The organism is Streptococcus mitis, assembly GCF_026782895.1.
GTDB lineage: Bacteria > Bacillota > Bacilli > Lactobacillales > Streptococcaceae > Streptococcus > Streptococcus mitis_CB.
Genome location: NZ_JAKUXJ010000007.1, coordinates 100,645 through 112,105, shown reverse-complemented (window position 1 = coordinate 112,105; position 11,461 = coordinate 100,645). Strand labels below are relative to the sequence as shown.

13 protein-coding genes and 2 pseudogenes are annotated in these 11,461 nt (G+C 36.9%); 12 read left to right on the top strand and 3 right to left on the bottom strand.

Going from position 1 to position 11,461, the window contains the following annotated elements; all coding sequences use genetic code 11:
• Window positions 1-89: 89 nt before the first annotated feature.
• The 3 genes from MK480_RS09305 to MK480_RS09295 are packed head-to-tail and all read right to left on the bottom strand — an operon-like array spanning window position 90 to window position 2,240.
• Complete coding sequence (locus MK480_RS09305; RefSeq protein WP_002368310.1) at window positions 90-1,484, bottom strand: FtsK/SpoIIIE domain-containing protein; 1,395 nt, start codon at window positions 1,482-1,484, stop codon at window positions 90-92.
• A gap of 39 nt (window positions 1,485-1,523) precedes the next feature.
• Window positions 1,524-1,910: a YdcP family protein gene (locus MK480_RS09300; protein ID WP_000985040.1), complete on the bottom strand. Its 387-nt coding sequence runs from the start codon at window positions 1,908-1,910 to the stop codon at window positions 1,524-1,526.
• Window positions 1,911-1,925: 15 nt separating this feature from the next.
• On the bottom strand, window positions 1,926-2,240 hold the full coding sequence (locus MK480_RS09295) for a YdcP family protein (protein ID WP_000420681.1): 315 nt from the start codon (window positions 2,238-2,240) through the stop codon (window positions 1,926-1,928).
• 363 nt (window positions 2,241-2,603) lie between these two features.
• Between MK480_RS09295 and MK480_RS09290 the strand changes: the two genes are divergently transcribed.
• From MK480_RS09290 to MK480_RS09235, 12 genes and pseudogenes are all read left to right on the top strand, one after another.
• Window positions 2,604-4,061, top strand: coding sequence for an ATP-dependent nuclease (locus MK480_RS09290; RefSeq protein WP_261074058.1), 1,458 nt, complete (start codon window positions 2,604-2,606; stop codon window positions 4,059-4,061).
• Window positions 4,054-5,190 (top strand): HNH endonuclease family protein, encoded by a 1,137-nt coding sequence (locus MK480_RS09285; protein WP_238096419.1) that lies wholly within the window; start codon window positions 4,054-4,056, stop codon window positions 5,188-5,190. The genes MK480_RS09290 and MK480_RS09285 overlap by 8 nt, the downstream gene beginning before the upstream one ends.
• Window positions 5,191-5,192: 2 nt before the next feature.
• Window positions 5,193-5,348, top strand: a pseudogene (locus MK480_RS09280) (IMP cyclohydrolase); the annotation flags it as partial.
• 120 nt (window positions 5,349-5,468) lie between these two features.
• Complete coding sequence (gene purD, locus MK480_RS09275; RefSeq protein ID WP_268707573.1) at window positions 5,469-6,734, top strand: phosphoribosylamine--glycine ligase; 1,266 nt, start codon at window positions 5,469-5,471, stop codon at window positions 6,732-6,734.
• A 264-nt stretch (window positions 6,735-6,998) separates the two neighbouring features.
• A complete protein-coding gene (locus MK480_RS09270) occupies window positions 6,999-7,115 on the top strand; it encodes a phosphoribosylaminoimidazole carboxylase (protein ID WP_080890690.1) in 117 nt (38 codons plus the stop codon).
• Window positions 7,116-7,144: 29 nt separating this feature from the next.
• Window positions 7,145-7,633, top strand: coding sequence for a 5-(carboxyamino)imidazole ribonucleotide mutase (gene purE, locus MK480_RS09265; protein ID WP_045610819.1), 489 nt, complete (start codon window positions 7,145-7,147; stop codon window positions 7,631-7,633).
• Window positions 7,620-8,711 carry a 5-(carboxyamino)imidazole ribonucleotide synthase gene (gene purK, locus MK480_RS09260; protein ID WP_268707572.1) on the top strand — a complete coding sequence of 364 codons (1,092 nt, stop codon included), beginning with the start codon at window positions 7,620-7,622 and terminating at the stop codon, window positions 8,709-8,711. The genes purE and purK overlap by 14 nt, the downstream gene beginning before the upstream one ends.
• A gap of 6 nt (window positions 8,712-8,717) precedes the next feature.
• Window positions 8,718-9,467, top strand: a complete 750-nt coding sequence (locus MK480_RS09255; protein WP_261015022.1) for a hypothetical protein — start codon at window positions 8,718-8,720, stop codon at window positions 9,465-9,467.
• A 62-nt stretch (window positions 9,468-9,529) separates the two neighbouring features.
• A pseudogene (locus MK480_RS09250) lies at window positions 9,530-9,616 on the top strand (phosphoribosylaminoimidazole carboxylase); the annotation flags it as partial.
• Between the two features lie 45 nt (window positions 9,617-9,661).
• On the top strand, window positions 9,662-10,477 hold the full coding sequence (locus tag MK480_RS09245) for a phosphoribosyltransferase (protein WP_261015021.1): 816 nt from the start codon (window positions 9,662-9,664) through the stop codon (window positions 10,475-10,477).
• 15 nt (window positions 10,478-10,492) lie between these two features.
• Window positions 10,493-11,134 (top strand): hypothetical protein, encoded by a 642-nt coding sequence (locus tag MK480_RS09240; RefSeq protein WP_261015020.1) that lies wholly within the window; start codon window positions 10,493-10,495, stop codon window positions 11,132-11,134.
• Between the two features lie 94 nt (window positions 11,135-11,228).
• Entirely contained in the window at window positions 11,229-11,456 is a 228-nt protein-coding gene (locus tag MK480_RS09235) for a phosphoribosylaminoimidazole carboxylase (protein ID WP_261015019.1), read from the top strand.
• Window positions 11,457-11,461: the final 5 nt, after the last annotated feature.

Genomic DNA, 11,461 nt, shown 5'->3' with positions numbered 1-11,461 from the left:
TTTTTGACTGTTTCCTGTCGATTTGTACCCCCCTGTTAGATACGGGGGGTTAGGTGCTGGCGTGGCTATCGCCACACCAGCCAGCAAGATCAGTCCACACCTGCGACTTTCGCTTCGCACGTCGCCTGCGTGGACTGTCTGCTGTTGGTTAGTTTTTTTATTTCCTCCAAAAAGTCATGACCTTTTGGTACTAAGGGAGTGTAAAATTCTGATATGACACTTGTTCCCACATCAACATAGCCACGACCTTTGATTTGTTTTAAGAAGAAATCTTTTTGTACATCACTGCCAAACATCATGCCATAGCCCATTTCAGACATTCTTCCAAGTGCCACTCTGAAATTAAACTGGTCACGGATTCCGTCGCCTAAATATTTTGCGTCTGGACGTTGACAAGCCAGTATTAAAAAGAAGCCAGCTTGACGACCTAACATGACAATCTGTTTGAGCTTGTTTAAGACTGCGGTATTTTCTTTATTTCCCAGCATTTCCATGAAAGCCACGTATTCATCAAAGATAAGAAAGTTTGCAGGAAGTCCTAAGTAGGCATAGTTCTCGCCAGTCTTATAGTTTTCCATCTCTTTCATAGCTTCACTTCGTGCCATCATTTCATCATAGAAACGGTCAATGCAGGAGAGCATATCTTCTTTTCTGTAGTAGACATTCCCCATCACAGAGCCTAAGTCGGCAAGGTCGGCGTTCTTTGGGTCAAGAATATAGAGCTTAGAATCTGTATAAAGCAAGGCTTCAATCAGTGTCAGTATAAAGTAAGTTTTACCGCCACCTGTACCACCAGCTATGAGCATGTGAGGGAGCTTGTCATATTCCCACCATACGTTTTCCATCAAGCGTAGTTTGCCATCTTTGGCTTGGACTTCATCAATAGAAATACGACTGGCGATGGTGTCATAGAGCAGGGTATATTCCACATAAGAATCTTTTAACTCTTTATCCGTCAGCTCACAGTACAATCCGCTTTCTAATTTCTTTTCCAAGTGTAGGAGCTGGTCTTGATATTTTCCTAGCGTGATTTCCACTCGCATCTGTATTAAACCATCTTTAAGGCGATAAAATATTTTGGGAAAGTAGGTTATCTTTTCCTTAGTACGACTGGACGAATCTTTGAAGAAGCCATCTGTTTTGACCTGTTCCGATTCATACCACTTGTTTTCAAGTACCATCTTAGCCAGCTTTTGACGGTGGTACAGTTGTTTTACTGTATCATATCTATATCTTTTGAATAGAAATGCCACCAGCAAGCAGACAAGAATTGCGACACTAACACTAATAACTAAATAGGGAATGTGAATCTTGTCTACTTGTGATAGGTTAAAGTCCTGCCAGTTAATCTGCTGGATTGTCTTCACATGAAACAGTCCGATAACCAGCAGGAAAATTGGCAGTAAGGACGCTACTGTAAAATGAAAGACTAAATCCTTGTCACTTGGGCGAATCCTTTTACCACGAATGCCAAACTGTTTCATGCGGGATTTCCTCCTTTCTCTCTAGTGGAAGTAGCATGACTATTTATCCGTGGCTGGCTCTTTTTTAGGTTGTGGCTGATTTTTAAAGGTACTGGAATCTTTCGTCAATACAATATCGTCTGCCTTGATATACCAGTCAACATCTGCCCCTCGGAAGGTAGCGGTAGCGACGGTATCTGCAACTGGATTGATGATTTCCACTTTTGCGTTATAGTCAAACTCTTTCAAAGGAACACTGGCAGGAATACTCACTTGAATCATACGTCCTTGCCCTTTGGATTTTAAATCATAGGTACGTTCTTTGATTTCATCTGAAACCGTACCGTCGTCATTTTGGATTCGTACTTCACGACGGAGTGCTGAAAACTTTAATTCTCCAAATGTAGCGTCTTTATCTAATACAATGCCATTAGGTAATCTCATCATTTTTCCTCTCTTTCTTTATTCTTTTATCATGTCGTCCGCATGTAAAAGGTAATTTGTGAATCCACGAGTACCAATTTTATAGCCCTCTGCGGTAATACGTGGATTGACTAACATTACACGTTCCTCAAAGCCGAAATGTTTTTCTCCAGCTTCAGCAGGAAGCACCACCACAATATCATCTGCTCTTTGAACGTCAGAATAGAGGTTGTAGCTTCGAGATAAGACAGTTAATTGTCCGTTGATTCTTCGCTGTTCTACTTTATCCTCGCCAGCAAATTCTAAATTGCCAAATGTTTTTTCCATGTTGGGAATCACAAATTTAAGTTCCATATTTTTACCTATCCTTTCTTTTTATTGTTTGATAAATCTTGTTTGTTTGATGGTCTTAAAGGGAGGGGAGCGACCTTTTGATTCTTGATTTTCTGTTTTCATAAGTTCACTTCCTTTCAAATATTGGGTAAAAAAATAGACACCTCATTTTTTGAAGTGTCTACCTATTAAATATTCAATTTTATTGGAAGTATCTTTGTATCTTCACTTTTCAAGGATAAATCGTCGTATCAAAGCTCATTCATAAGTAGTAAATTAGTAGTAAATTGAGTGGTTTTGACCTTGATAAAGTGTGATAAGTCCAGTGTTTATGCGGATAATTAGATTTTTATACTGTTTTTTCATATTAAAGATAATCTTTTTTTGATTGATGGTAGTCCCAGTTTGATTGATAAAATAGAGAATTTGAGTACAGAGAAAGGGTTATTTGTGAGCGTGGGGAACAATAAGTTTGTCACTCCTTCTAATAGTCAAATAAGTATAGAATTACAAATATCCTTAATTAGATCTAGTCCAATTGTAGATTGGTTCAACAGAGATTCTTATAGAACTTTTAACTCGCATAGTAGTCCTATAATCCGGAATGTAAAGCAAGTGGAATCTGCTGAAAATGTGTTTCGATTTATTGTAGAAGCCAAAAACAGTAATGTTACAAAGCAAAAAATTTTTTTAAAAGTTAATCAGAAACAGTTATACTCATCCAATAGTCCAGCTATATTAGATGAACTCTATGGTAATGATCGAATTATGGATGTTGAAGATGTATTACCAGAACAGTTGAAAAGAAGGTTGAGATTGAAAGTTGGAGAAAATTCTAGTAGCTTCAATAGTCGAATAGTCCAAAATTATTACTTTAGAAAACATAAAATACATTTTTTTATAGTTCAAGTTTTAGAAAAGTATTTACTGAATCTGATAGAATTTTTAGAAAAAAATGGAGAGCCAAGAAAAAGAATTTTCTCTATTATAAAAGAGTCAAATAGGGGGGATTTTAATAGATTGCGGGAAGTAGATTTATTTTACTTGCGGGAAGACTATATTTCAGAGCAATTTTTGAAAGATAAAATAGCCTTTTTGGAAAACATAGTAAATGATTTAAGAGACTGGGGTGAGAGGATAAAATATTTTGAAGGGAAAAGTAGTAGAGATACTCCATTTATTAATCGAGATGCTTTAAAGGCTCTTATTTCTAACTTTAAGAATTCGGAGGAATATGGATATTTCCAAGGTAACGCTTATAAAATTGAAGTATCTAGTTCTTCTTTGAGTAACAAAGATATAAATTTTAACTTCATAGAATTGCTTATGGTAGAATTTTCCGATTTATTCTCCGTTCAATTTGAAAATCTAAGCGACGGAGAGATTGTCTATTTTAACACGTTTTCTTCAATATTCATGGAAATAAGGAAAGCGAGTAAAGATGGGAGGGATTGTGTTCTGGTATTAGATGAGCCTGATTTGAACCTTCATCCAGAATGGTGTAGAAGATTTATTGATGATTGTATCACTCTTGTTAATAACTATTCAGCTGTGAATATTCAGTTTATTATAGCGACGCATTCTCCATATATGATTTCAGATGTTCCCAAAGAAAATGTTTTTTCTCTGGAAGAGAAAGAGAAGATGATAGTAATCAAAAGAGCAGAAAAAACTTTTGCTGCAAATATTATTGATATATTGTCAGATACATTCTTTTTGGACTACTCAATCGGGGAATTTGCTAGAAAAAAAATATTAAAACGTGATAAAGAGATTTATCAATATATTGATGATCCAGTTTTGAAGATACTAATTGAAAGAAGTATAGAAGATAGTGATTAAATTAGAATTACCTCAGGAACCACAAATAAAAGAAATTAATGCATGTTTCGAAAATTACTACAAGAGTTTATTAGAAAAATTATCTACGGGAGGAAATACGTATAGAATAATTCCAGAAATTTTGAAATTATGTGGCAATATGAATAATTTTAAATTATTGATAACTGATGAATGGTTTAATATAAAAAACAAATCAGACAGTTTATTGTTTGAGTATTATTTAGTAGGTAGATTTTATTTGGAGCTAAAAAAAATGAAAGCTTCGGATGAAAAGAAATATAGAATAGAGTGGGTTTCTAATATTCTGCAATGTACAACTCACTATCCCAAAATGGAAGAATTAATTGATTGTAATTATCTCTACTATAGGACTGCTAATTTTTCTAATTTTAAAAAAGAAAATAATAAGGTTTTTAGTAAATTTATAGAATTGAATGAAAAACTCGAAAAATTTTTAAATTATAAGCAGTTTAGAAAATTATATAGAGTAAGATTATGGGGGTTATACAGTTGCGAGGTTTGTCCGTATTGTAATTCAAACTCTATTGTTAACCATAGAAAATTTACGACTGCAGATATAGAGCATTTTTACCCTCAATCAATCTTTTCTCTATTTTGTGTATCAAAATTCAATTTAGTTCCATCTTGTAAAGATTGTAATCAACAGTTTAAAGGGTCAAAATACTTTCATTATAATCCTCGTTATTATGGGCTTGATGAATATTTTAAATTTAAATTTTCTGTCAGTACCTTTTCTGAGCAGACAATTGATAATTACTTATCACATTCTAGAGATATTGAAAAGGATAACATTATTTTAACAACAACATTATACACTAAAGATAAGTATGTTAAAAAAACATTATCAGATTTAGCTATTGAGATTCGATATAATGCTTTAACTAGTAATCTAGATGCTGTATTTGATTTCATACAGCACACTAGAAAGCTTAGAAATGGATCATTAAAACATTTAAAAGAGGTAGGAGATGAAAAATATATTTTTAAAACACATTTTTTATTAGATAGAGAAGTTTATAAAAATCGAACCTTTATGAATGTAGAAAACGGAAAATTTAAAGCAGATATAATTGATATGTTTCAGGATTACATAGGAGAGCTTTTGTAGATTTTGTTTTTGTTAATAACGTGGAAGAAATCGCCAAAGCAGGTATCAAGGCCATCATCCAGCCAGGTGGGTCCGTCCGTGACCAAGAGTCTATCGAAGCTGCGGATAAATATGGCTTGACCATGGTCTTTACAGGCGTGAGACATTTTAGACATTAAGAAGGTAAAGGGAAGAAAACAGTTTCTTTCCTTTTTTGCGTAAAAATGCGAAGTGAAACAAGATTAAAACGAACGTTTATGTTATAATGTTAGTAAATAATTCGCAAAAGAGGTTGAGAAATGAAACTGCTTGTTGTCGGTTCGGGTGGTCGTGAGCATGCGATTGCTAAAAAGTTACTTGAATCAAAAGACGTTGAAAAAGTATTTGTAGCTCCTGGAAATGACGGAATGACTCTGGATGGTTTGGAATTGGTAAATATCTCTATTTCCGAACATTCTAAATTGATTGAATTTGCAAAAGCCAACGATATTGCTTGGACCTTTATAGGGCCAGATGACGCCCTTGCGGCTGGTATCGTGGATGATTTCCATGCAGCTGGTCTCAAAGCCTTTGGTCCGACAAGATTGGCAGCGGAGCTGGAGTGGTCCAAGGATTTTGCCAAGGAAATCATGGTCAAATACGGCGTTCCGACAGCAGCCTATGGTACATTTTCAGATTTCGAGGCAGCTAAGGCTTATATCGAGGAGAAAGGCGCTCCAATCGTCGTCAAGGCGGATGGTTTGGCTCTTGGGAAAGGTGTTGTCGTTGCTGAGACAGTCGAGCAAGCAGTAGAAGCCGCTCACGAGATGCTTTTGGACAATAAATTTGGTGACTCAGGTGCGCGTGTAGTTATTGAGGAATTCCTTGATGGGGAGGAGTTCTCCCTCTTTGCCTTTGTCAATGGGGACAAGTTCTACATTATGCCAACAGCTCAGGACCACAAACGTGCCTATGATGGCGATAAGGGGCCTAACACTGGTGGGATGGGTGCCTATGCGCCAGTTCCACACTTACCACAGAGTGTGGTTGATACAGCGGTGGAGACTATTGTCAAGCCAGTCCTAGAGGGCATGATCCAAGAAGGGCGTCCATATCTGGGAGTTCTTTACGCAGGTCTTATCTTGACAACAGACGGACCGAAAGTCATCGAGTTCAACGCTCGTTTCGGAGATCCTGAAACACAGATTATCCTGCCTCGTCTGACCTCTGATTTTGCCCAAAATATCACAGATATTCTGGATAGCAAGGAGCCAAACATCACCTGGACGGACAAGGGTGTGACTCTGGGTGTGGTTGTCGCATCCAATGGTTATCCGCTAGACTATGAAAAAGGTGTCAAGTTGCCAGCCAAGACAGAAGGCGACATTATCACCTATTATGCAGGGGCTAAGTTTGCGGAAAATAGCAGAGCACTGCTGTCAAACGGTGGACGGGTCTATATGCTAGTTACCACAGCAGATACCGTCAAAGAGGCTCAAGATACCATCTACCAAGAACTCACCCAACAAAAAACAGAAGGCCTCTTCTACCGAACAGATATCGGAAGCAAGGCGATAAAAGATTAACAGATACTAATTTTGTTATGGCGAGCGAAAGCGAACCGAAGTAAGATAATAATCGCCGTGGTGAAAAGACCAGAACAGTATCTGTTCTGGTCGAAGGAAATTTTGAGACCTTAGGCTCAAAGTTTAGGAATGAAACCGAAGGTTTGCTTCCATCCCCGCCATCTAAGACCATTATCAAAAAGAAGAATCAAAATTCACAAAATACGTTAATGGTCGTATGGTTTGCGAGCGTTAGCGAGCTAATATAGAAAAATCACCGCTGTTGTGAAAGAACAGTTGGATGATAATCCAATCGTTCAGGGAAATTGGAAGACCTTGGGCTTCCAATTTAGGCATGAGACACCTTTGGTGGCTGCTGCCGTCCCTCACAACCTAAGGTGATTGTAGAAAAAGAGGAAAAAGGAGAAGAAATGAAACCCGTAATTTCCATCATCATGGGCTCAAAATCCGATTGGGTAACCATGCAAAAAACAGCCGAAGTCCTAGACCGCTTCGGTGTAGCCTACGAAAAGAAGGTTGTCTCTGCCCATCGCACACCTGATCTCATGTTCAAGCATGCCGAAGAAGCGCGTAGTCGTGGTATCAAGGTCATCATCGCAGGTGCAGGTGGCGCAGCTCATTTGCCAGGTATGGTCGCAGCTAAAACAATCCTTCCAGTCATTGGTGTGCCCGTAAAATCGCGTGCCCTTAGTGGTGTGGACTCGCTCTACTCTATCGTCCAGATGCCAGGTGGAGTGCCTGTCGCAACTATGGCTATTGGTGAAGCAGGTGCGACCAACGCTGCCCTCTTTGCCCTTCGTCTCCTATCAGTAGAGGATCAGTCTATCGCGACAGCATTGGCAGATTTCGCAAAGGAGCAAGGAAAAATCGCAGAGGAGTCGACAAATGAGCTCATCTAAAACAATTGGAATTATCGGTGGTGGTCAGCTGGGTCAAATGATGGCTATTTCTGCTATCTATATGGGGCACAAGGTTATAGCGCTGGATCCTGCGGCAGATTGTCCTGCCTCTCGCGTGGCGGAAATCATCGTGGCTCCTTATAACGATGTGGATGCTCTTCGTCAGCTGGCAGAGCGTTGCGATGTCCTCACCTATGAGTTTGAAAATGTCGATGCCGACGGATTGGATGCGGTTGTCAAGGATGGGCAACTTCCACAAGGGACGGACCTGCTTCGCATTTCTCAAAATCGGATTTTTGAAAAGGACTTCCTCTCAAACAAGGCTCAAGTCACTGTAGCACCTTACAAGGTTGTGACCTCAATCCAAGATTTGGCAGATATTGACCTTTCTAAAAACTATGTCCTCAAGACTGCAACAGGTGGCTACGATGGGCATGGACAAAAGGTCATTCGCTCAGAAGCAGATTTGGCAGAAGCCTATGCGCTAGCTGACTCAGCAGACTGTGTTTTGGAAGAATTTGTCAACTTCGACCTTGAAATTTCTGTCATCGTGTCAGGAAATGGCAAGGATGTGACAGTTTTCCCAGTTCAGGAAAATATCCACCGAAACAACATTCTTTCAAAAACCATTGTGCCAGCCCGTATTTCAGAAAGTCTAGCTGAAAAAGCAAAAGCCATGGCAGTGAAGATTGCTGAACAGCTTAACCTGTCTGGAACTCTCTGTGTAGAAATGTTTGCGACAGCTGATGATATCATTGTCAACGAAATCGCCCCACGTCCACACAACTCTGGGCACTATTCTATTGAAGCCTGTGATTTCTCGCAGTTTGATACCCATATCTTGGGTGTTCTGGGAGCGCCATTGCCAGCTATCAAACTACATGCGCCGGCCGTTATGCTGAATGTTCTCGGCCAACACGTTGAGGCTGCTGAAAAATATGTCACAGAAAATCCAAGCGCTCACCTCCACATGTATGGTAAAATAGAAGCGAAGCACAACCGCAAGATGGGACATGTGACTTTGTTTAGCGATGTGCCAGATGATGTTGAGGAGTTTGGGAAAGGGATTGAATTTTAGGGAAATATGAAAAAATATTTAAAAAACAACATAAAACAGCTGATATTTTTATTGTTACTAGTGATGGCATCTGGTCCCTTTTTCTCAGCTGTTATAGGAATTTTTTCCAATTATTTGAATTCTGGATTGGGTGATTGGTTGAGCTTTTATGGAAGTGTCGCTGGAATTGTAATCTCATTGATTGTTGTCCATTTACAATTATCACTCGAAGAAGAAAAGGAATTACGTAAGTATCGACCAGAGTTGGTTTTAAGCAATGATTATCAGCTTATCAAGCCAAACTGTAGAGTATATTTTGATGATAAATATTGGTTTCATCTACGAAAATCAGAAAATAACAAACAATATGTAGTAGCTAATAGTTTTGAAGAATCTTATTCTAATGAGGATAAAAGAGATAAAATTTTATCTCTTGAAATTGTTAACAATCAACCGATATTTAATGTTCGAATCTTATTTGGAGAAAGTTTAGACGGTGAGCTGATACCAAAGTTAAATGCGGAGCAAAGATTATATGTAATTTCGAAAGCACATCAAAAAGAGATACATCAACATATCTTAGGTAACAAGCCTAATTTTAATCACGTCCCAGAGACGATTACTTTATTCTTTACAACGCTTTCTGGAGAAGTGTGTAAGTATATTTATAATGTTGATGGCAAAGGATATTGTAGCATTAATCGGAAGTATTTTGGGGTAGACTATCCTGAAGCTACTAAAAATATTCATATTTGTGACTATATTGTTAGTAAATAGGAGGTATTAAGTAAATTTAGTTTTTTATAGATTAATTCATTTTTTATATTTTCGCCGAAAAGGATAGAATCGTAGCAATTTATGATTTACCGCTGGATACTGATTTGAATACACTGGATCACTATCCATCTGTATGGATTGGGAAATAGGAGTTTGAATAACTTAATAGGTAATATTTAGGAGTATATTTTATAATGACAATTGATTTAAGAGGAGAGGTTAGATTAGCGGATGAGGCTTTGGCTTTAGATTGGTATCAAGATAATGGCTACACTAATATAGGAGAAGCTATATGCGCTATAAAATATGGATACATAAAAAATAATTCCCTTACCTATAGTCATGTTCAACACGAAATCAATTATTTGGTGGAACAGTTAAGAATTTATGTTGAAAATTGTGATATTATTCTTCCTGTACCTAGTTTTAATCCATTTCATAAAGATAATCCAGATGGGAACTTAAAGATTATGTACATGATAGCTGAGCGTCTAAGTGAGGTTAGTGGGAAAAAAGTTGATTTTTCTGTACTCGGAAAGCGAACATCAAAACAAGCTAAAGATTCTCAAATCAGTGCTGATGATTATGTATCGAAAAATTTACCTAGTAATATAAAAAGTGTATTATTAATTGATGATTTATTTGGTGAAGGTAATACGGCAAATTACACTGTTTCGGCGTTAAGACGGGAAAATCCAAATATTTTTATTAGATTTATTAGTCTTACAAAAAATAAATATGGAGGCATTCCTAAAAAATATGAATGTAGAATTTCAAAATATAGTAAATTGTCTGTTAACAATGGAAGTGAGTTCATAGATTTATATTTTTATAGAGATGACAAACCTGGACACGTCAAGATTTGGCAAGAGCACTATTTGTTCGGAGAGGTTAAGCAAGCATTTGAACAAAATGATTTTAAAAGAGTTTTTTATTTATCTGTGTATCGAAATTCTAATGGATATTGGACTGTGAGTAAGAATGTTGATGAAGAGAGTGATGAAGAATAACTTGAGGTGTTTCATATGAGAAAAATATTCATAAGTGGGAGTATTTCAAGCAAAGAAATTCCCCAAGAAGTTATTAAGTCAGTTGATGATAGTCGTAAAAGAAATTATACAATCTTGATAGGTGATGCTAAAGGGATTGATAAAAATATACAGGATATGCTTAAGGCAGATAATTATAAAAATGTAGAGGTTTATCATGTAGGTCCTAGTCCTAGAAACCTTTCAGATCTAGAATGGATTGATAGGCGTATTCCTGTAGACACTGAAAATGAAAAATTTTTTAAAAACGGGAAATATACTAGAGAAGCTCAAATGATAAAGGATAAAGCTATGTCTAATGATGCTGATTTTGGTTTAGTAATTTGGAAAGACACCAGTAAAAATCGGTTTGGGAATATTTCGGTAAGTAAAGGTTCATTAAATAATATTTATAATTTACTTGTCCAAAATAAATATGTTGGACTCTTCTATATTCCTAAGCCAGAAAAAGGAATAATGAAGTTTAAGAATATAGCAGAATTTGAAGAACAGGTTATTGAAAAGCTTGTTCAGAAAGAAACAAAGGATTATTACTATAAAATGAAAAAAAATGCTAATAAATCAAATGATAAATATTCTGAACATGGTAATAATGAGCAGCTTTCCTTATTCGGCTAAAGTTACTTTTTAGAAAAAATAAATTAGAAGAAAAGAAAGGAGCAAGGGGCCTAGTATTCACCAAGACTGAATACTATGGACTTGATTAATTCCTATGATTCAAATCATCGTTAACGCTTTTGTTGAAAAGGATAAGACTGGAGCAGTCGTGGAAGTCTTGTATGCTAGTGCTGACCAAGATAAGGTACAAGCTAAATATAAAGAACTAACTGCTCAATATCCTGAAAACTATTTAGCAATTTATGACTTGCCACTGGATACAGACCTTAATTCATTGGAACATTACCCGTCTGTATGGATTGGGAAAGAAGAATTTGAATAATTTGG

Excerpts from the sequence above, each read along its gene's own strand:
- MK480_RS09305 (WP_002368310.1), bottom strand. The coding sequence starts at position 1,484 with ATGAAACAGTTTGGCATTCGTGGTAAAAGGATTCGCCCAAGTGACAAG.
- MK480_RS09300 (WP_000985040.1), bottom strand. The coding sequence starts at position 1,910 with ATGATGAGATTACCTAATGGCATTGTATTAGATAAAGACGCTACATTT.
- MK480_RS09295 (WP_000420681.1), bottom strand. The coding sequence starts at position 2,240 with ATGGAACTTAAATTTGTGATTCCCAACATGGAAAAAACATTTGGCAAT.
- purD (WP_268707573.1), top strand. The coding sequence starts at position 5,469 with ATGAAACTGCTTGTTGTCGGTTCGGGTGGTCGTGAGCATGCGATTGCT.
- purE (WP_045610819.1), top strand. The coding sequence starts at position 7,145 with ATGAAACCCGTAATTTCCATCATCATGGGCTCAAAATCCGATTGGGTA.
- purK (WP_268707572.1), top strand. The coding sequence starts at position 7,620 with ATGAGCTCATCTAAAACAATTGGAATTATCGGTGGTGGTCAGCTGGGT.
- MK480_RS09255 (WP_261015022.1), top strand. The coding sequence starts at position 8,718 with ATGAAAAAATATTTAAAAAACAACATAAAACAGCTGATATTTTTATTG.
- MK480_RS09245 (WP_261015021.1), top strand. The coding sequence starts at position 9,662 with ATGACAATTGATTTAAGAGGAGAGGTTAGATTAGCGGATGAGGCTTTG.
- MK480_RS09240 (WP_261015020.1), top strand. The coding sequence starts at position 10,493 with ATGAGAAAAATATTCATAAGTGGGAGTATTTCAAGCAAAGAAATTCCC.
- MK480_RS09235 (WP_261015019.1), top strand. The coding sequence starts at position 11,229 with ATGATTCAAATCATCGTTAACGCTTTTGTTGAAAAGGATAAGACTGGA.